The sequence below is a fragment of the Bdellovibrio sp. SBM16 genome (genome assembly GCF_056175625.1).
This window is the reverse complement of record NZ_JBJKJG010000003.1, coordinates 65084-85432: the sequence shown is the minus strand read 5'-3', so window position 1 is coordinate 85432 and position 20349 is coordinate 65084. Positions and strand designations below refer to the sequence as shown.

The window sequence follows — 20349 nt, the reverse complement described above, 5'->3', positions numbered from 1 at the left end:
AACTCATGGTTAAACCACCGGTGGAACTTTAAAAAGGTTACCCTGTTTATCAGGAGCGTTGGCGACCATGTCTTCCGCGTGATAAGTCTGTTGTACGCAGTCTTCGCGTAAGGTGTATTCGATTTCTGACGGGGTAATCAACGGCTCAACACCTTCGGTATTGATCGAAGAAATTTCGTCAAAGTGCAGAATAATTTTTGAAAGCTGTTCGCTGTACTCATTGGCCTGTTCGGGCGTCAGGTGCAGGCGCGCTAAATTAGCTATTTTTTGAATCACATCTTTATTGAATTTGCTGTCAGACATAGAGATCCTTTGTCGCTCAACAATATATCCAAATTTCAGTGCAGTTGTAACGAGAAAAATGTTAGATTTCTGCCTATGTCCAAAACCAGTAAAACTGCAGCCAGCGCGCAGATCAAACGTCAGCATACAGAGCTTAAAGAGAAGGTTAACTACCACAATGAGCGTTATCACACTTTGGATAAGCCCGAGATCTCTGACTATGAGTTTGATCAAATGTTTAGCGAATTGCTAAAGCTTGAAGAGCAGTATTCGGGGCTGGATTTATCAGACTCACCTTCGCAGCGTGTAGGTGGCGAAGCTATTGCCGCTTTTAAAAAGGTGGATCACCGGTTGCCGATGATCTCGTTGGCTAACAGCTATAACGAAGACGACATCAAAGAGTTTAATGCCCGCATCAAAAAATTCTTAAGAAACGATAAAGACGTCGAATATTTCGCCGAACTTAAATTAGACGGTCTTTCGATGGAACTGGTGTACGAAGACGGCCAGTTGGTGCGAGCTTTAACCCGTGGTGACGGTGTTACCGGCGAGGATGTGACCCATAACGTAAAAACGATTAAATCGATTCCGTTAAAAATTTCGCATAAAAAGCTTTTAGAGGTACGCGGTGAAGTTTTAATCGATAAAAAAGATTTTGTTGAGATGAATCAGGCCTATGAAGAAGCAGGTCAGATGGTTTTTGCCAATCCCCGCAATGCGGCAGCCGGCACGATTCGCCAGTTAGATCCGAAAATTGCGGCTTCGCGGCCGTTAAAATTCTACGCCTACGGGCTTGGGGCCTTTGAAGGCATTGCCTTTGATTCGCAACAAGATATTGCAGTTAAACTGGCCGAGTTAAAATTTCCGGTGATCAATCGTAAATTTACTGAATGTACGACAAATGAAAAAGAATTGATTGAATATTACCACTGCATCAATCAGCACCGCGCGCAGCTGCCGTTTGATATCGACGGCATCGTGATTAAAGTAAACTCACTGTCACTTCAGGAAGATTTAGGTATGGTGGCGCGTTCTCCTCGCTGGGCAACGGCGGTAAAATTTCAGCCTGAGCAGGCACAGACCGTAATTGAAAATATCGTGGTGCAGGTAGGCCGCACCGGAGCATTGACCCCGGTGGCCGTGATGAAGCCGGTTAAAGTCGGTGGGGTTACAATTACCAACGCCACTTTACATAATCAGGATGAAATTAACCGTAAAGACGTGCGCATCGGTGATACTGTCGTTGTTCAGCGTGCCGGTGATGTTATTCCTGAAGTCGTGCAGGTTATCTTGGATAAGCGGCCGAAGAATTCTGAAAAATTTGAAATTCCTTCTCACTGCCCGACCTGCGGTACAAAAGCCAGTAAAGAACCGGATGAAGCTGTTCTTCGCTGTCAGAACGCCTTTTGTAAATCAATTTTGATCGGGTCACTGATTCACTTCGTCTCTCGTCGTGCAATGAACATGGAAAAAGTTGGGGATAAGTTAATTGAAGCCTTTGTCGAGCGCGAGCTGGTTAAAAGTTTTTCTGATTTATATAAACTTACCGCAAAAGATCTTCAGACGTTAGAACGTCAAGGCGAAAAGTCGATCGAAAATATCTTAAACTCGATTGAAAAATCACGCCAGACCACACTGGCCAGATTTATCTATGCATTGGGTATTCGCTTTGTCGGTGAACAGACAGCAAAATTATTGGCCGACCACTATGGGACGATTGAAAATTTTATGAAAACCGATGCCGAAGAATTAGAAAAGGTTCCAGAGATCGGCGAAAAAGTATCGGCCACAATTTTGAAATGGCTGCACGATAAACGCATGCAGGCCGAAGTTAAAACTTTGGCAAAATACATGACCTTCGAAGCTCCGAAAAGAAATCTTGAAGGTAAACTGACCGGCATGAGTTTCTTAGTCACCGGAACACTTCCGGTTAAGCGTAATGAAGCTCACGAAAAAATCGAAGAAAACGGCGGTAAGCTTCTATCTGGTGTATCGGCGAAATTAAGTTATTTAATCGTCGGTGATGATCCGGGCTCAAAAGTCGATAAAGCCCAGTCGGTCGGCGTAAAAATTATTTCTTGGGAAGAGTTTTTAGAACTATTAAAATAAAAAAGCCGAAGTTACTCACTCCGGCTTTCAATAAGTCTTAAAATATTAAGAACTAAATATGGTCGATGATAATGTCACGAGCCATAACAGTTTTGCGGCCGTCAGCTTTAGCTGATTCGATGCCTTTTGCGCAAAGACGCTCAACTGCTTTAGTTAACATGTCGATTGTTTCGGCAGACGTGTTCATTTGACCTTTTTCTTTGATGAATTTTTTTACTTTGCTAGTTACCACTAAGATATCTTCAGACATGATGCCTCCAATTAAAATTGATTTAACCTACCCTTAAAATGCTTACACACGACTTTAGTGATGACAAATACTAATATAATGCTTAATAGCCTTTTGCTGCGCCGCATTTCAAAAAGGCACGGCCTGCCTAAGTTTTGCGGTGAAATTGAATTAGCTCGGCTTTGCGCACTTCGGGGTTTTCTTCGGATGGATAAATCCAGACGTAGTTGTTGCGTTCGGAAGCCTGCGTACATTCAACATCGGTAAAGGCCGGAGACCAGGTGCCCGAATTTAAATGTTCAACCGAACCATAAAATTCATGGCGCGGGATATGGGTATGACCATAGACGATCCGGTGAACACCGGTGATTTCAGATTGCTGGGCAAATAATAATTCATCCGGTTCTTTGTAGGTGCTAACCAGTGATGTGATCGAACGGGCGTAAAAAAGAAAAAACGGAATCAATAGTAAAATCGGCACAAATACCCAGTACAGCGAAATACCGAATAATAACTTTAACTGGGTGGTAAAAATAAAAACTCCGGCTAAACCAAACAAGATCATAAACGCACGATCAAGCCATAATTCTTTGGCGATTAGCCACGGGTTCTGGGTTGCCGGAGTCGCAAAATATTCCTGTAAACCACGCACCACTTTCGGGGTGGTGTTGGAATCTTTCGCGGCTTTTTCGACGATGTCTTCCATTTTTTCTAATGGCTTATACACTTCACCGAAGCGGTCAAAGGTGACGTGAATCAACGTGGCTATCGCGCCCCAGAACCATGTCCAGATAATCAGTGGCTGGGTCAGCAGTAAATAGCGGAAGAAAAAACGTAAATACTCGCTCACCGACATGATGTAGTTTTTTTCGATGTGCGGGTTAAATAAACCCATACCGTTCATGATATAGCGGCAGGCCACATTGCCAAACGGCAGACGGATACGCAGCTCATTGTAACTAATAATAAATGGATTGAGCGGATTTTCACACAGGCAGTACGGGTCTTGCTGATGCCCGTGTTCAACCAACGTATCGTTTTCACTAATATAAAACCACTTTACAATCCTGACCCGTTTTACATCTTCGGGCCCTAGATTTAAGACATCAAAAAATGTTTTCTGTACTTTCGGAAAATGCAATTCGACATCGTGATTACCCGGGATCAAAATTAACGAATGCCCTTTTTCGACAAAGCGGCGAAGTGCATTAACAAATTCAGCATGCTCTTCTAAAACCACCTGCATTTTAAAGACCGACCGCTCTTCGCGCGGAAATAATCCACGGCGGGTTTCGATCCAGTGAAATTTGTAAATCGGCGCGATCGGGTAAGCCATCACGCTGTCAAAATCAAAAATATCGCCGTTTAAGATAAGTTCGATGGGTTTGCCGCCGGACTTACGGTCGATTTCATCTAAAAAATCGATAAGTGCGGGATCCATAAAGAATTGCTTGGTCTTAAATTTTTTCCAAAGCGGATGGCGCACCTGGTGTTTGGGGCGCGAAGGTTCGGCGTCAGTTAAATGAAGATCGCTGATAATTGCGGTATACTTTAAACTCATAAGTCTAACTGCGTCTCCTTGGCAATCCGCCGATGACATTATTTCATGGGTCTGTTTTAATGTCACGGATGCAAAAATTAGAAAAATTTAAAAAACCTTTTGTTGTTGTAGGTCTGGGTAAATCCGGAATGGCGGCAGTGCAGTTGCTGCAGACCGCAGGATTAAAAGGGGATGAAGTTTTACTTTTCGACGAAAAAAAAGACGGCGATTTAAAATCGTGGGATGATATTGCCAAGCTATCTCCGGGAACACTGGTGGTTTCACCGGGGGTTCCGCTTAAAGGGCCGCCTATTCAGAAGCTAAAAGCCTTAAACTGGGCCATTACTTCTGAAATTACCCTGGCCTGCCAGTTTTTAACTGACGAAAAACTGATTGGCATCACGGGCTCGGTGGCCAAAAGCACAGTAACATCGCTGGTCGGCACTGCACTTAAAAGCGAAGATGCAAACGCCTTTGTCGGCGGAAATTTAGGTTACCCGTTTTGTGAGTATGCCGTCGGTTTACTGCAGGGAAAACCCAAAGCCCGCTATGTTGTGCTTGAGTTATCGAGCTACCAGCTAGAAAACTGCAGAGATTTAAAATTAGAAACTTCGGCCATTACGTTTTTATCCGCTAACCATTTAGAGCGTTACGCATCGGCTGATGAATATTACATGACCAAATGTCAGATCGGTTCGATCACCAACAAAGTCTGTGTGTTAAACAGCGCTTCTGAAGACAACGTGAACTATGCGCCACGTGTGCCGGGTAAAACGTTACTCACTTCGAGTAAAACTTTTGCCCACCCAGAGCTGTTGCAAAAGGTAAAACTTCTAGGTTCGCACAATAAAGATAATTTCTGTGTCGCCTACGAGCTGGTGAAAGCTATGGGCTTATCAGATAAAGCCGTGCAGGCGATGTGTGATTTTACCGGCCTTGAACACCGTATTGAATTCGTCGCTGAACACAAGGGTGTTGTGTATATCAACGACAGTAAAGCCACGGCCATGGATTCTGTGTTAGTCGCCGTAAAAGCCGCGCAGGAAAAAGCGGGCTCAGGTACGGTGTATTCATTGCTTGGCGGAAGAGATAAAAATCTTCCGTGGGAAGAGTTACAGGTTTTAGCCAAAGAAAAGCAGATTCAACCGGTGTTCTTCGGTGCCTGTGGTGAACTGGCACGTACGAAAATGCAAATGCCGGAGCGACCATATTTTGCCAAGCTTAACGATGCCCTGGATGAGGTGTTTAATAAAACCAAGTCTTCAGATGTGGTGTTGTTAAGTCCGGGTGGGACAAGTTTAGATGAGTTTAAAAACTTTGAAGAACGCGGTAATTTCTTTAAAGAAAAAGTTAAAAACTTTATTCAGAAAAATGGCTAACAAATAAAACTGAAGGACGGCTGTAGAACACCGTTGAAAAGCTTCTTTCAGTTTTCTGATCCTGTAAGATAAGCTCTTGAATACCTTGTTTTAAGTTAAATGCGACAAACCCGCCACCGGCAGTTTGTTTCGGCACGATATTGCCGGCCTGGTCAAAGAACACCAGGTGCGCCGGATTAAAACTTTCACTGGCTACATGCACATCAAAATAATTATTCGGCGTAAAACCGACAAACGTTGAAGTCTCCGGTTCGATCTGAATCTGAGCCTGCGCGGTTACGTATTCAAGAAACGCTTCTTTGATTTGCGGTAAGTGTAAGTGGTCTTTCGAAAGACTTTGGATATAAACATAGGCTGCGTAATCACGAATCAGCGGGCGGTTAACTACTTCGGTCAGGCCGTACTGGGCGTGATGGCGGTAACGCAGCAGTTCGCCTTCTAAGGATAGAATATCTTTTTGCCCAGGAACAAATAGCTCAGTCATGATCTGCTCGCCGGTGAAAGAGTCAAAGCTTCTGGCGATAACCGAGGTTGGCAGCGCTGAAGAATAAATTTCTTGGTAAGTAACGGTATCGGCTGCAACCAAGTACTGTTGGGTACCTAAGCGGCGGTCACCCATATAAGCCGTGATCTCATACACACCGTCGTTTAAACCAGGGATAATGAAATAGCCGTTTTCAGAAGAGTAGTTCTGCGACTGCTGCGGAATTAAAAACTGATCTAAGTAGTAAGGTTCAAGACCCGGTTGGTTTTCAATCATGACCTGGGCACCTTGAACCGGTTTACCATCGACAAGTATCCGGCCGATGATAATTCCCGTTTCAGGCAAATATTGAATCTGTAACTGTTGTGATAAGTAATCGACCGCACCTTCAACCCACTTGCGTGAGAACAGAACGGTATCGCTTCGGTCTGCCGCAGAACGCACAGAAAGTGTCGAAGCTACATTGCCGGTTGTGTCTTTGATAAAGCCAAGTGTTGACGAATGTCTCGCGACATTGGGATAGACGTCATCGGTTTTTTTTAGATCATAATGACCTGAAAAAAAGCTTGCCTGTAAATTTTTATCTGAAAGTTTTCTTTGATCGACTGAGCGTCCGTTCATCGCAAATGCCGAAGGGCGGCCTAAACGTAACGTCGGACCTTCAAAAAAAGTACCGCTGCGTTTTAAGTTGTAAATTTTCTGGCGGTCTTCACCAATTAAAATGCCAGTGCGGTCTTTGACTTCGGCTACGATTTCACCTTCAAAAGCACCGACTGCGATCTGGTAAAGCCCCGCGCGCAGATCAACCTGGCCGATCTCAATCTGCTGGCCTTCAAATACGCGTCTTAAGACAACCAAGTGGTCGACGATGCCAACACCGTCTTTTAATTCAAAGTGACCGCGGATAACAGCACCTTCTGACATTTGTGTAAACGTCGGGGTCACTGAAGACTGCGGTTGTTTATTTAATAGCGCGTGAATCTGGCGATCGGCTTCAGCATGCAATTCAGCTTTATCGATCTTGATTTCGGCAACCGAGGCAACTGCCGCAACTTCTTCGGTGTTTTCGGTTGAAAGCTGAACCACACGGCTATGGCTGGCTAACTCACGCAGCTCTTGTTGTTTTGCCACTTGCAGGTTTTTCTGAATAATCTGTGATTGCTGAAATAGATTGTAGGCCGGCGTATTACGCTCTTGCGTAATTGTTAATGGTTTTGTGACCATCACAATATTTGATTTTTCTATCTTCGGAGAATAGAAAAAAGTCAGAGGTAGAATAAAGGCCAGTAAATACGCCATCTACTTACAGGATATTTAAAAGACCTCTTCGGCGTCAATGGCCTGATAAGTATCGAGACTTTTGTTAAGGGCGCGCTTAATTTCCAGAGCCCGCTTGTGAGTTAGCGGTTCGTCAATACCTTGGTCGACAAAAGCCATGGTTTGCAGGTCTAAAACCTCTTTATTAACCTGGACGCTGATTTCATAGGGCCGGCGCGGTCCCAAGATCACGACTTTGGTGTAGTAACGGGCTTTGATTTTTTTAGTTTCGTCGAGCTCTTCAAATTTGCGGTCATGAAAGGTCGAGGTCATTTCGCGGCCGTTAAGGCTTATGAGACGCGGTTTTCCGATGATTGCGGTTACAACTTTTCGCGTTTCAGGAACCGGAAGGGTTGAATCTTCAATATAATAGGCTGTTGTCTGACAGCCTGTTAAAAATATTAAAAAAAGAAACGCGCTTAAAAACTTCACTCTTTTAAATTATTCCGACTATTTTTTATTCCAGTCAGCTAAAAACATTTCGATGCCTTTAGTTGTTAACGGATGTCCGGTCATTGATTGCATCACTTTAAACGGGATGGTGGCGATATCTGCACCCATGATCGCGGCATGCTGGATATGCATCGGTGATCTGACAGAAGCCACCAGAACTTCAGTGGCGAAATCGTAGTTTTGATACATTTGTACGACATCAGCGATCATGCTCATGCCATCTGTTCCCACGTCGTCTAAACGGCCGACAAACGGAGAAACCATCGTCGCACCCGCTTTAGCCGCCAATAACGCCTGCACCACAGAGAAAACCAAGGTAACGTTAGTTTTGATACCCATGGCTGTGAATTTTTTAACGGCGATCATGCCGTCTTCACACATCGGAACTTTAACAACCACGTTGTCAGCTAATTTTGCCAACACTTGGCCTTCTTTAACCATTTCATCGGCTTTTAATGAAATCACTTCGGCTGAAACAGGGCCCGGAGTTATTTTACAGATTTCTTTGATCACTTCATGAAAATCGCGGCCTGATTTGGCGATTAAAGAAGGGTTTGTGGTCACACCGTCTACCCAACCACGTTCGTTGGCCATTTTAATTTCGTTAACATCAGCTGAATCGATAAAGAATTTCATTAGTTATTTCCTTTGCGCGTCTGCGACGCGACTTTCCTTTTTTTAGCAGGGCTGTTCGCTTGCATGAGATCGTCCATAGAATATAAACCCGCAGGCTGTTTGACAATCCACTTTGCAGCTTTGAGTGCACCTTCAGCAAACACTGTGCGATTTAGAGCATTATGCTCGAGTTTAATCATTTCACTTTGCGATGCTGCGGTAATGGTATGAATGCCGAAAACACCGCCTAGACGGTGGCCCACTGCCGGAGCAATTTTTTTGCCCACCGCTTTTTCCAGGTCTTGGTGTAAAGTCACCGCCGTGCCAGACGGGTTATCTTTTTTCTGCGTATGATGAATTTCGTCTAAAGCAAAATCAAAATGCGAAACGGTTGCTAACGCTTTGATAGCCTGGCGCACAGTCCATAAACCTACGCTCATGTTGGAAGACCAGAATAGCGGTATCTTTTTGCTGGCCGCTTCAACTTTGGAGAATTGTTTGCCTTCAAAACCGGTTGATCCGCTGACCAAAGGTTTTTTCACTTGTTGCAGCACTGCCAGTAAAGCCATTAAACCTTCAGGGCGAGAAAAATCAATCCATACATCGACCTGTTTTAACGTAGAAACCGGAACTTTGCTGATATCAGTAAAACTTGCAGCAAAATCTCCGGTGGGTTTGCTGGCAATTTCGACCAACGCTTTAAAATCGTCGTCCGCTTTAATCAGCTGTCGCAGGGCCACGCCCATTTTTCCGGACGAGCCGAAAAGGCCCAGGTTAATTTTAGCCATTACAGTAATCCTAACGTTTGCATCTCAGCCGTGATTTCAGCATGAAATTTTGCATCTAAGGTGACTAACGGTAAGCGCATCTCTGGGGATTTGATAATGCCTTTTTTATAAAGCATCCATTTTACCGGGATCGGGTTGGCTTCGCAGTACATCAGTCCGATTAACTTCTGATATTTTTTAAAATCAGCCTCAGCATCAGAAACTTTTCCTGACAGCATTAACTCTGTCCAGCGGGTACATTCTTTGGTGATCAGATTAGACATTACAGAAATAATTCCCTGGCCGCCAATTTTAAGAAAGTCGATGTAAGTTCCATCGTCGCCCGAAAGCATTAAGAAGGATTTCGGCAGGCGGTTAATAAGCTCCTGATCGAATTTGATATCGCCGGTGGCTTCTTTGATGCCGATGATATTTTTTATTTCGGCAAGTTCAGAAACCGTATCAGCGGTCATGCCGGTGATGGTGCGGCCCGGAACGTTGTAAAGAATAACCGGAACCTCAGAAGCTTTAGCTACAGCTTTGAAGTGTTCTACTAAACCGCGCTGCGGAGGTTTATTGTAATAAGGCACAACAACCAACGCTGCGTTGGCGCCAAGCTCGGAGGCTTTTTTAGTGGCTTCGACAGTTTTGGCAGTTGAGTTAGAACCAGTGCCCAGGATTAACGGAAAATTCACTCCCGCCTGCGCCCGCACTAAAGAAAAAATTTTGCTCACTTCAGAAGTCGTTAAGGTCGGGCTCTCCGCCGTTGTGCCGTTAACAACAAAACCCTTGATACCGTTTGCAAGCTGATAGGCGACAAGCTTCTCTAAGGATGCGTAATCTACTTCGCCGTTTAAAAACGGGGTAACTAAAGCCGAGATGGCACCGTTAAAATCAGTTGCTCTTCGTTGCATGGTATTCTCCTATTTGAACTGCAGAGCCGGTCATAAGTGGGTTCTGCAAATCTGAAAGATTCATTTTAAGTAATCCGCCGGGCATTTCAACTAATGTTTCACTTTGCCCGCGCTTGTTTAAATTATAAAAAGCAGCGGCCATGGCTCCGGTGCCGCAGGCCTCGGTAAAGTCTTCGACCCCGCGCTCGTACGAAACGGCTTTAAGCTTGTTGGCGGCTGCATCTAATTGCACCAGGGTTACATTGGTGCCTCGTGGCTGAAAATCGGCATGAAAACGCAGTTCACGGCAGTAAGATTTTAAATCGCGGTATTTCGCAAAATCAGGAATTTCAATCACGATATGCGGAACACCGGTATCGCACCAAAAATATTTCTCGTGATTAAATTTTTGCACTGCCGTCATTCTGACTTCGAAAAGTTCTGTATCTAAAATTTTAATATCAATGGCACCGGCAATCGTTTGCAGTTTTAAATGATTACCGTGAACGTGCATGATGTTTTTGGCATAAAACGCCACGCAGCGAGTGGCATTACCGCACATCTCGGCCATCGAGCCGTCGTTATTATAAAAATCCCATTGCAGATGGTGCTGGTTTTCATCTAGCCAGGAAAGAAAAATAAAGCCGTCCGTTTTTGTAGCCTCACACACACTGCGCACAAACTTCGGCCGATCAGTCAGACTTTGTGTCTCGGTATTTTCCCAAGTGACTGAAAAAGTGTTTCCGGCGCCAGAAAGCTGGTAGGTGTGAATCATAGACTATTTATTTTTCTTTTTAGCAGGTAAAGTTTTAAGTGGTTGCACTTTTGCCGGTTGTGAAGCCGCTTCGGTTTTTTCTTCGGTGATTAAAGCCGGCTCTTCTGCAAGCGGCGGCAGGGGCTTACCTTTAATTCCGCAGGCGGTAATTGATAATAGCAATGTTAAGGCTAACACGGTTTTCATTCTAAAGTCCTTCTGCAAAAGTCGATATCAAAAAAGTATTTACGGGCCACTTCGGCAGAAACAGCTTCGCATTTTTTCTTATAAACGGTTACGACATTTAATAAATTATTAAGAGACTCTTCGCCGTAAGTATGGCGGTAAAGCTGTGCCCGCATCATGGTGATATCGACATAGTCAGGCGCCAGTTGCTGTAACCGGTCCAGCGACTCTCTGGCCAGTAAAAAATTCTTAGCCAGGATCGAACGGTCAAATTCTAAAATAGCCGACAGCAGTTGGGCATCGTAGAGTTCGGTTTTACTGTTGGGATCAAGTTGTAAACTTAAAAAGTCTGACTGGGTTTTATCCAGAGATAAAATCAAAGGTTTTAGTTCGGGGACATCCAGTGCCACGGTTTTCATTTTTTCGATAAATAAAGAATAGCGGTTGTTGCTTTTGTTGTTGGCTTTGGCCTCGGCCCACAGACACAAGAAGTTTTCGGGATCAACGCTCAGGCATTTTTGTGTATTTTTAAGAGAAGTTTTGGCCTCGTTTAAGTACTGACTGGAAGCCAGCTCAAAAAAATCCTGTGCTTCCGATGATAAAAATGAGCTTAAGACGACGAGCTTAAGCTGGATAATTCTTTTCTGAAAATCCGGCACCAGGTTGGTACGGCTTAATTCCTGGATAATTTCTAAGGCCTGCGGTCGCTGTTTTAATAAGAGTAATGAAGTGATTTTCTTTTTGGCTTCGTCGATTTTTTTTTCCTGGATTTTAACCTGCGATTTAACCAAAGAGTTTTTATTAGGGACAGCTGCCCAGGCTGGCGAGACGCCAGAAATAAAAAAAGCCGCGACGAGCGCGGCTATTTTCAATTTACAGACTATGAATTGAAAAGAAATCGACATTAATTCTTTTTAAATGAAGTTAACTCGATTGTCACCTTTCCAAGTGGGCTGTCGCTCATAGACTTAGCCATACCGTTAACTGGGATATCGCGGCCATTAACCCATTGTTCAGTGATTTGGCCGTTGTTGCCGTTATCCTGGATTTTGATGTACATAGTTTTGAAGGTGCCTGCAGGAACAGTTACTTGCGCCTCTTTTTGATCGATGATCTCATAGTTAGCAGCCGGGATTTGCTGTTCTTGGCCATCAACTAACATTTTTTTTGTTTCGCCGGTGTTCATATCGATTAAAGCTTCGATTTTTTGTTTTTGGATTAATAGGTTTACATCCTGAACTAACCAAGCTTCTGTTCTGTCAGCGTTGATTTCGCGCACGAACATTTTCATGGTGCCCGGTAAAAAACCCATAGTGATTTTGTAGTTATTCTCGTCGCCAACGTTCCAAGGTAAACCCTGAGCTACAACGTCCTGCATAACAGCTTGTTGATTAGCAAATAAAACTTCGGCTGGTGAGTTAGCTTGCGCTACTGCTGAGACAGCTAAAGTAGCTGCGATAATTAAAGACTTAAACATAGATCCTCCTTAAAGTTAAAGTCGTGATTATTGGAATGCAATAATCACATCACGAAGGCTCTGGCGATTACAAAAATATTGTTTGTTTTTATGCACGGGGTTATCAATTTAAGATCAGATTTAAGAATCTGATCTCAATTGTATTGCATTTGGCTTATCCCTGGTGATTTGCGACGAGAACAGCTCTGGGTTTACTGCCGTTGGCAGGGCCAACGACACCTTCACGTTCAAACACTTCAATCAAACGGGCCGCCCGCGGGTAGCCTAGTTTAAAACGGCGCTGGATTAATGAAGCCGAGATCGCTTTTTGGGTGGCTGCCCAGGATAAAATCTCGTCATATTTTTCGTCGTAGTCATCACCGCCGTCTAACCCATCACCGCCGCCGTACTCGGCTCCTTCGCCGTTCATACCGGCAAAGCTTGATTGCGTCGGGCCGCCTTCAAGGGCCCGCATCGCGATCGGGTCGAATTCTGGTTCGCCCTGGTCAGCCCAGAATTTGGCAACGGCATTGATTTCTGATTCTTTTAAGAATGGCCCGTGGTGACGGGCCGATTTATCAGAACCTGCCGAATACAACATATCACCCTGTGATAACAGACGTTCGGCGCCGGATTCATCTAAGATAATACGCGAATCCATTTTCGAAGCTACGCGGAACGAAATACGCGCCGGAATATTGGTTTTAATTAAGCCGGTAACCACATCCTTACGCGGCGACTGCATCGCCAGCATTAAGTGCATACCACAGGCACGCGCCATCTGGGCCAGACGCACCACTGATTGTTCAACGTTTTGTTTGTCTACAGCCATTAAATCACCGAACTCTTCCACCGCAATGACGATATAAGGCTGAGGGGTGTAGTAGTACTGTTCAAGCTTAAGAATTCCGCCCTGTTGTTCGTATTCTTGGTTTACTTTTTCGTGTTCAGCAATTTGTTCTGCCGTCAGCGATTCCATTTTTTCATTGAACTGCTCTAAGCCACGACAGCCGAACTTTGACATTGATTTATAGCGTTTCTCCATCTCTTTAACGGCCCAGCGTAACGCGAACACGGCTTTTTTCGGTTCGCGGATCGGCGGCATAATTAAGTGCGGGATATCACTGAAGGCCGCAAGATCGACCTGCTTAGGGTCAACTAAGATCATGCGTAAAGTTTTCGGAGAGTGTTTAAATAAAAATCCGGTCAGTGTAGAAACAGTAAATACCGATTTACCGGAACCGGTGGTTCCTGCAATAAGCAAATGCGGCATTTTGCGAAGGTCTACGATACGCGGTTCGCCATTGGTTTGCTTACCTAAGGCGATCGGAAGTTTCATTTCATCAGACCAGAACTTTTCATCACCCAGCAGGTCTTTTAAGTATACGGTTTCACGTGTCGTATTAGATGTTTCAATACCGACCACATCACGACCCGGAATCGGGGCAATAATACGTAAAGACTCTGCAGATAAAGCTAAGGATAAATCGTCAGCTAAATCCGATACACGGTTAACGCGCACGTCGACATTCGGCTTAAATTCGAACATCGTAACAACCGGGCCCGGTTTGGCCGCCACGATTTGTCCGCCGACACCGAAAGTTTTTAATTTTTCAAGTGTGATATCAGCTTTTCTGCGGATTTCTTTTTCGTCGATTTTAATGCGCATTAATGGCGGGTCTTCTAACAGCGATAGCTTCGGCATTGACCAGTTTTCGACGCGGCGAGGAGTTCGCACCGGAGCGACCACTTTACGACGGGCCGGTGGTTCATAAGCTGATACCTGCACGGCTGCGTCAGCAGAGTCTTCATGATCATCTTCATCTGCGTCCTCGTCTTCGTCATCCGCATCGGCGGCATTCATGCCGTTAACTGCCTCTTCGTCGATTTCCTGATCTTCTTCGTCATCTTCTTCGATGAACTTCTCTTTTACTTTGGGCTGCGCAATTAGGTTTTCAGCAACAGAAGATTCAATTTCAGCTTTTTTAGCCTCAGTTTTTTTCTCTTTGTTGGCTTCTTTGGCTTTTTCTTTTTTCAGGGCTTTAAGGGTAGGCCATTCCCAGCCGGACATGAAAGAGGTCTTATCCAGCTTGTTCCACCAAGCAAACAGTTTCTCCAGCGGGCGCTCGGCGGCTTCCTGGATGGAAAATTCAAAATAAAACACAAACAACACCAAGGACATCGTCCAGAGTAAAATCTGCGCGCCGATCGAGTTTAACAGTTTTACAAACCCCATCGAAATGCCAAGGCCCACTAAACCACCCGGGTAAATCTGGTTATCGAAGATTTTCGTGTTCGGCATATAAATAGTTACAAGCGCTGCGGTAAAGGCGATTAAGGCTACGGCCAATAAATGGCGGGCGTCTTTAAACTGGATTTTCTCACCGCGAAAACTTTCGACAGCCGCATGGAAAAGACCGGCGATACCTACCCAAACCGTTACGCCGAAGGCCTGATACAATAGATCAGCGATAAAGCTGCCTAAAAGACCACAGTAATTTAGGGTATTTAAACCTTGGCCTGTCGAGTTGAAAGAGGGGTCTTTGGGGTTATAGCTCATTAGCGCCAGGGCTAAAAACAAACCCAGGCCTAAAAAACCGATGGCGCGTACGTCTTGTTGAAATCTCTTGAAGAATGAATTCATAGTCCTTTTAGTGTAAATTCTATATAGACTTGTCGCAAAGCCCCTGAAGTCTAGTCGTGCTTTACCGGCGAAAGCTTCTTCTTGAGGGCTATCCAAAAGGCTGGTACTAAGTATGTCTTTTTTATGCAGTTGAAGATCAATGAAATATTCTATTCCATCCAGGGGGAAACCAGCTATGCCGGGCTTCCTACGGTATTTATAAGAACGACCGCCTGTAACCTGCGCTGCACGTACTGCGATACCAAATATTCGTATTACGAGGGCGAATATATGTCGTTTGAAAAAATTTTAGAGATCGTCAAGGGCTACGGCGCCGAATATATTTGTTTAACCGGCGGCGAACCCCTTTTACAGAAGGATATCCACAAACTAATCCACATTTTGTGTGATGCAGGATACAAAGTTTCGCTTGAAACCAGCGGCTCAAAATCAATAAAAGAGGTCGATCCGCGCGTTAAGGTTATTTTAGATGTAAAGACTCCAAATTCCGGCGCAGCAAATAGCTTTTTATTGGAAAACATCGATTTCTCGAATGAAAATACGGAATATAAGTTTGTAATCTGCAACCAAGAAGATTTGGACTGGTCAGAAAATTTTTGCCGTCAACATGATTTATCAAAAAAATTTACAGTGCTTTTTAGCCCTTCCCACGGCCAAGTATCTGAACAGTGGTTGGCCGAAAGAATTTTGCAAAAAAAGTTAAAAGTTAGGTTGCATTTGCAGCAACATAAGTATATTTGGTTACCCACAACTCGCGGTGTTTAGAAAAACATCATTAATTTAAAACCTACGGTATCTTCAGCCTATACCTATATGTAAGGTGCATATAGGGTCGCACGCAGTGCGATGATAGACTGAAGAGACTGTTATAAAATCAGCGAAAGCTGCTACACGACCACAACGAAAGAGGGAGTTCCATGACGCCAAATCTGAACAATTCAGAAAACCTTTTTGTAGCTAACTTACAGCAAGTTTCTTTAGAAAAACTTGTAAAAAGCAAATTGGAAGTATTATTCCAACAACAAAAAGAAGCACAAGTTGAGTTAAACGGTTTATACAATATCGTATTAGAACAAGTTGAGCGTCCACTTATCGAACTAGCTCTTAAAGCATACAACGGTAACCAAGTAAAAACGGCGTTAATGTTAGGTATCAACCGTAACACTCTTAAGAAGAAAATCGACAACTACAAGTTAAAACCTAAAAAAGGTGCTGCTGCTCAAGTAGCTACTGGCATGGTAGTTCCACAAACTATCGAAACTGCTCCAGTTCTTACTCAGTAATCTTTACTGATTAATAAAATTCTGATTCAAATTTAAGTTTGATACGAAACATTAGACATCGACAGACCACAAGTCCTCGATGTCTAATAGTTTTAGGGCTCTTTAAGAGGGGTAATTAAAGATGCAAATGGATCGCAATACATACAAAAAACAACCAGAACAGTTAGTTAATAAAATTCCACCGCAACATCTTGAGGCGGAATATTCTGTTATTGGCGGTTTGATGTTAGATAGCGACGCGCTTGATGAAGTTGCCGATCGCATTACCTTTAGTGATTTTTATAATCCTGCCCACCAAATCATTTACCAGACAATTGTAGATCTGAACCAAAAAGCGCAACCCGTAGATTTAGTGACGGTGACGAATGCGTTAATTGCGAAAAACCAGTTAGAACAAATCGGTGGATCACAGTATTTATTAAGTTTACTGGAAAAAGTAGTTTCTGCGGCGAATATCGAAGCGCATGCCGATATTATCAAAGAAAAATCAAAGCTGCGTCAGCTGATTTCTACATCGACTCATATTATTGAAAAAGCCTACAGCGGTGATTTTGATTCGGTAGCGTCAGTTATCGACTTTGCTGAAGCAGAAATGTTAAAAGTCGGAGAGGATAATACCTCTGGCGGTTTAACGAGTTCGACAGAAATCGTGACCGCGTCGATTAAAAAAATCGAAGAATTATACCAACGTAAATTAGATGTAACCGGTGTTCCGACCGGCTTTACTGAATTAGATAAAATGACTGCCGGCTTCCATCCGGGAGAGTTAATTATTATTGCCGCCCGTCCGTCGATGGGTAAAACCGCTTTCTCTCTGAACGTGGCTTCACATATGGCGCTGCGTGCAGGTAAGTCGGTGGCTTATTTCTCGGTCGAAATGGGTAAAGAGTCGTTAATGATGCGTCTTCTTGCCGGAGAATCGCGTATTTCGATGAATGAGTTACGTACCGGTCGTATCCAGGATGCGTCTTGGCCGAAGTTAATTCAGGCTGCAGGTACCTTATCAGAATCAAAATTTTTCATCGATGACACTTCGGGGATTTCACCATTCGAGATCCGCGCGAGATGCCGTCGTTTAAAAGCGCAGCACGGTTTAGACTGTATCATGATCGATTACTTACAGATCATGCAGTTAAAAGAGAAAAAAGTAGATAACCGTGAGCGTGAGATTTCAGAAATTTCTCGTAGCTTAAAAGCGATTGCCAAAGAGTTACAGGTTCCGGTTATTGCCTTAGCGCAGTTAAACCGTGGCGTAGAGGGTCGTGCTGACCGCCGTCCGATGTCTTCGGATTTACGTGAATCAGGATCGATCGAGCAGGATGCTGATGTGATTATGATGTTATACCGTGATGATTACTACGACCGTGATGATGCTGAAAAACAAGGTCACGCCGAAGTCATTATCGGTAAACAGCGTAACGGTGCTACCGGTACTGTGAAAATGCGTTTTGATGCGAAAACCAATAAATTCCGTGATGCTGATCCGGAAGCGATTTCGCCGTTACCGCCGCCACAGGCCCCACCGCCGATGCCGGGCCAGTTCGGTAAACCGAAAAACTTTGCCCCTGGGGCAAATAAATAACAATAAATTTTACTGGGGCGTGTTTGCAGATTTGATCTGGTTAACCTGCTCTTCTGTCATCTCAGGCAAGAATGTTGCGATATCACGTAGGTTCGTGCAACGGATATTAATGCGGCCCTGTTTGTCCTGTACGATCGAGCCATCAGCGCGGTAGACCGGGGCAAACTTAAAAGTCTGGTAATACTCTTTACCCTGCATTTCTTCTGAAAGGGCAAACCAGCTTTTCGCTTTCGGTAAATGACTTAGAAAAACTAAATGGCCATGAATAGTGATCTGGCCGTTGGCGGCTGTGGTTTTGCCGATAAATTTATGGGTAAAAGTTGCTCCGTCAATATATGAAAACCTGATGCCCGGCGAACTATCCTCATGCACAATGCCGCCGACTTTAAGATTTGTTTTTGCGGTAGAACAAACTAAAGCACCGCGTGACATGGCGGCCTGCACATGGGCCGGAACCGGCTCCTGTTGGGCCTGGGCGCTGACTGAAAGAAAAACTAAACTTAAAAGTAACTGTCTCATTTTAAGACCTCACGGTTTAATGTTTGTTACTTTTAAAGTTAGCAAGCCGCGGGCCCGTAGCCTGTAACTAATGCGATATAGTTGTCTCAGAAATAGAAGGCGACAGTTTTCGTAAGTCAGGCTAGCCTTATTCGGTATGTACTCAAATAGAAAATCACTCAGTTTAGGTCTGTTACTGCTTGTCACAATTGCCGCGTGTGCGATGAAAGAGAAATACCCGGTTGGCGATCACTTCGACGGGAAAAAATTTTTTCACGCCGGCTTAGAAAATGATAAAGATTTCTGGACAGTGGTGAAATGGCTGCTGTCGCGTCCCGAATTAAATTATCCTAAGTGGTTAGACAACACGTCAAAGCCACAACTTCCCTCAGATCTGGCAGCAGATAAAGTTGCAGCTACATTTATCAATCACGCCAGTTTTTTACTGCAAACAAAGAATTTTAACTTTTTGACCGACCCGATCTGGGGGCAGCGAGCAAGTCCGGTGTCTTTTTTAGGGCCGAAGCGGTTTCGCGATCCCGGAATTAAACTTGAAGAACTGCCGCCGATTCATTTTGTCGTGCTGTCGCATAATCACTATGATCATTTTAATCTTGAATCGATCAAAAGCTTACATGAAAAATTTAAGCCCGTATTTATTATGCCGCTTGGTAATGCAAAGCTGGTCGATGACATCGAAGCCATCAAAGTTGTCGAGCTGGACTGGTGGCACTCGCATACCATTAAAAACGGTGACTCGTCTGCAACCATTACGCTTGTGCCATCACAGCATTGGTCAGCCCGCGGCCTGACTGATAAACGTGAAGCTCTGTGGGGTGGCTATGTGGTTGAGTCCGATGCAGCAAAAGTTTATTTCGCCGGTGATACGGGTTTTAATCAGGAGATCTTTACTCATATCGCTGATAAATTTAATGATCTGGATTTAGCGTTGATTCCGATCGGCGCTTATGAACCGCGCTGGTTTATGAAAGTAAACCATGTTAATCCAGAAGAAGCGGTACAAATCCATTTAACACTTAAACCCAAAGTGAGTGTGGGTATGCACTATGGCACGTTTCGGTTGTCAGATGAAGCCTACGGCCAACCAGAAAAAGATCTGGCAACAGCGAAGACAAAATTATCTGTGGATAACTTTATAACCCTAGATATAGGACAGACGCAGATTTTCTAACCTAAGAGTTTTTTAAAATCCGGCGGTAGCGGAGCTTCTACATTAACCTGTGCTTTGGTGATCGGATGTGGAAAATTAAGTTGAAAAGCATGTAACATCAAGCGAGGGACTTCACTGCTCTTGCCGCCGTAGATATTGTCGCCCAGGATAGAGCGGTAGCTTTCCTGCAAGTGCTGGCGGATCTGGTGGGTGCGCCCGGTTTTCGGGGTGCACTGGATATAGTGAAACTTTTCTGTTGTCTGCAGAATTTTAAAATGTGTTTCTGCTGCCCAGCCACCGCTTTTGACAGAGATCATTCTGGTTTTTTTACCCATGCCTTTAGCCGGAGCCATAAAGTTCTTAATGATCCACTCAGAACCATCGGTATTAATTTTTTCACACTGCACCTTTTTACCGGCATCAAGTGGGTTTGGACGGCTTAAGCAGTGATAGATTTTTTCAAAGCCGTGCGACTTAAACATTTCAGTCAGTGGATGGTTTGCCGCTTTGTTTTTACTCATCAGAAAAACGCCGGAGGTTTCATAATCAAGGCGGTGATGCAGATATAAGGCTCCTTGAAGATCGGGACGAATTTTCTGCAGCTGTTCCATGACAGGTATTCTGTCTTTGTTAAAAGATGGCTGCGATAGAACCATCGCAGGCTTATTTACACAGATAATATATTCGTCTTCAAAAAGAATTTGCAT

The 20349-nt window shown here is 44.2% G+C and carries 21 protein-coding genes; 6 read left to right on the top strand and 15 right to left on the bottom strand.

All coding sequences use genetic code 11. The features are described 5' to 3' along the window. Positions 1 to 9: 9 nt before the first annotated feature. Positions 10 to 303: an Asp-tRNA(Asn)/Glu-tRNA(Gln) amidotransferase subunit GatC gene (gatC, locus tag AC04MM_RS04525; RefSeq protein ID WP_475379134.1), complete on the bottom strand. Its 294-nt coding sequence runs from the start codon at positions 301 to 303 to the stop codon at positions 10 to 12. Between the two features lie 75 nt (positions 304 to 378). On the opposite strand from gatC, the gene ligA reads away from it, so the two are divergent. After that, positions 379 to 2391: an NAD-dependent DNA ligase LigA gene (gene ligA / locus AC04MM_RS04520; RefSeq protein ID WP_475379133.1), complete on the top strand. Its 2013-nt coding sequence runs from the start codon at positions 379 to 381 to the stop codon at positions 2389 to 2391. A gap of 52 nt (positions 2392 to 2443) precedes the next feature. On the opposite strand, the gene AC04MM_RS04515 is transcribed toward ligA, so the two are convergent. After that, positions 2444 to 2641 (bottom strand): hypothetical protein, encoded by a 198-nt coding sequence (locus AC04MM_RS04515; RefSeq protein WP_409478753.1) that lies wholly within the window; start codon positions 2639 to 2641, stop codon positions 2444 to 2446. Positions 2642 to 2768: 127 nt separating this feature from the next. Beyond that, positions 2769 to 4181: a metallophosphoesterase gene (locus AC04MM_RS04510; protein ID WP_475379132.1), complete on the bottom strand. Its 1413-nt coding sequence runs from the start codon at positions 4179 to 4181 to the stop codon at positions 2769 to 2771. Between the two features lie 68 nt (positions 4182 to 4249). On the opposite strand from AC04MM_RS04510, the gene murD reads away from it, so the two are divergent. Next, positions 4250 to 5539, top strand: coding sequence for a UDP-N-acetylmuramoyl-L-alanine--D-glutamate ligase (murD, locus tag AC04MM_RS04505; RefSeq protein WP_475379131.1), 1290 nt, complete (start codon positions 4250 to 4252; stop codon positions 5537 to 5539). Here murD and AC04MM_RS04500 read toward each other — a convergent pair. The 10 genes from AC04MM_RS04500 to AC04MM_RS04455 all read right to left on the bottom strand — a co-directional run bounded on the left by AC04MM_RS04500 (position 5520) and on the right by AC04MM_RS04455 (position 15108). Beyond that, positions 5520 to 7250, bottom strand: a complete 1731-nt coding sequence (locus tag AC04MM_RS04500; protein WP_475379130.1) for a carboxypeptidase-like regulatory domain-containing protein — start codon at positions 7248 to 7250, stop codon at positions 5520 to 5522. The two genes, murD and AC04MM_RS04500, sit on opposite strands and share 20 nt — an antisense overlap. Before the next feature lie 87 nt (positions 7251 to 7337). Continuing rightward, positions 7338 to 7772, bottom strand: coding sequence for a hypothetical protein (locus AC04MM_RS04495; protein WP_475379129.1), 435 nt, complete (start codon positions 7770 to 7772; stop codon positions 7338 to 7340). Between the two features lie 18 nt (positions 7773 to 7790). Then, entirely contained in the window at positions 7791 to 8429 is a 639-nt protein-coding gene (fsa, locus tag AC04MM_RS04490) for a fructose-6-phosphate aldolase (RefSeq protein WP_475379128.1), read from the bottom strand. After that, positions 8429 to 9196: a 4-hydroxy-tetrahydrodipicolinate reductase gene (gene dapB / locus AC04MM_RS04485; protein WP_475379127.1), complete on the bottom strand. Its 768-nt coding sequence runs from the start codon at positions 9194 to 9196 to the stop codon at positions 8429 to 8431. The genes fsa and dapB overlap by 1 nt, the downstream gene beginning before the upstream one ends. Further along, positions 9196 to 10089 (bottom strand): 4-hydroxy-tetrahydrodipicolinate synthase, encoded by an 894-nt coding sequence (dapA, locus tag AC04MM_RS04480; protein WP_475379126.1) that lies wholly within the window; start codon positions 10087 to 10089, stop codon positions 9196 to 9198. Before dapA ends, dapB begins: the two co-directional genes overlap by 1 nt. After that, positions 10070 to 10843 carry a diaminopimelate epimerase gene (gene dapF, locus AC04MM_RS04475; RefSeq protein ID WP_475379125.1) on the bottom strand — a complete coding sequence of 258 codons (774 nt, stop codon included), beginning with the start codon at positions 10841 to 10843 and terminating at the stop codon, positions 10070 to 10072. Before dapF ends, dapA begins: the two co-directional genes overlap by 20 nt. A gap of 3 nt (positions 10844 to 10846) precedes the next feature. Then, a complete protein-coding gene (locus AC04MM_RS04470; RefSeq protein WP_475379124.1) occupies positions 10847 to 11029 on the bottom strand; it encodes a hypothetical protein in 183 nt (60 codons plus the stop codon). After that, positions 11026 to 11799 (bottom strand): hypothetical protein, encoded by a 774-nt coding sequence (locus tag AC04MM_RS04465; protein ID WP_475379123.1) that lies wholly within the window; start codon positions 11797 to 11799, stop codon positions 11026 to 11028. The genes AC04MM_RS04470 and AC04MM_RS04465 overlap by 4 nt, the downstream gene beginning before the upstream one ends. A gap of 113 nt (positions 11800 to 11912) precedes the next feature. Beyond that, on the bottom strand, positions 11913 to 12485 hold the full coding sequence (locus tag AC04MM_RS04460) for a hypothetical protein (RefSeq protein WP_475379122.1): 573 nt from the start codon (positions 12483 to 12485) through the stop codon (positions 11913 to 11915). 154 nt (positions 12486 to 12639) lie between these two features. Next, entirely contained in the window at positions 12640 to 15108 is a 2469-nt protein-coding gene (locus AC04MM_RS04455) for a DNA translocase FtsK (protein WP_475379121.1), read from the bottom strand. Positions 15109 to 15231: 123 nt separating this feature from the next. Here AC04MM_RS04455 and AC04MM_RS04450 point away from each other — a divergent pair, with 123 nt between their 5' ends. From AC04MM_RS04450 to dnaB, 3 genes are all read left to right on the top strand, one after another. After that, entirely contained in the window at positions 15232 to 15873 is a 642-nt protein-coding gene (locus AC04MM_RS04450; protein ID WP_475379120.1) for a radical SAM protein, read from the top strand. Positions 15874 to 16025: 152 nt separating this feature from the next. Then, entirely contained in the window at positions 16026 to 16391 is a 366-nt protein-coding gene (locus tag AC04MM_RS04445) for a helix-turn-helix domain-containing protein (RefSeq protein ID WP_409478767.1), read from the top strand. Between the two features lie 121 nt (positions 16392 to 16512). After that, the gene (gene dnaB, locus AC04MM_RS04440; protein ID WP_475379119.1) at positions 16513 to 17973 is read left to right on the top strand and encodes a replicative DNA helicase; all 1461 of its coding nucleotides are present in this window, start codon (positions 16513 to 16515) and stop codon (positions 17971 to 17973) included. A gap of 9 nt (positions 17974 to 17982) precedes the next feature. Here the strand turns inward: dnaB and AC04MM_RS04435 are convergent, their stop codons facing one another. Beyond that, entirely contained in the window at positions 17983 to 18492 is a 510-nt protein-coding gene (locus AC04MM_RS04435) for a hypothetical protein (RefSeq protein WP_475379118.1), read from the bottom strand. 136 nt (positions 18493 to 18628) lie between these two features. On the opposite strand from AC04MM_RS04435, the gene AC04MM_RS04430 reads away from it, so the two are divergent. Further along, a complete protein-coding gene (locus tag AC04MM_RS04430) occupies positions 18629 to 19663 on the top strand; it encodes an MBL fold metallo-hydrolase (RefSeq protein ID WP_475379117.1) in 1035 nt (344 codons plus the stop codon). On the opposite strand, the gene AC04MM_RS04425 is transcribed toward AC04MM_RS04430, so the two are convergent. Next, positions 19660 to 20349, bottom strand: a complete 690-nt coding sequence (locus AC04MM_RS04425; RefSeq protein WP_475379116.1) for an RluA family pseudouridine synthase — start codon at positions 20347 to 20349, stop codon at positions 19660 to 19662. The two genes, AC04MM_RS04430 and AC04MM_RS04425, sit on opposite strands and share 4 nt — an antisense overlap.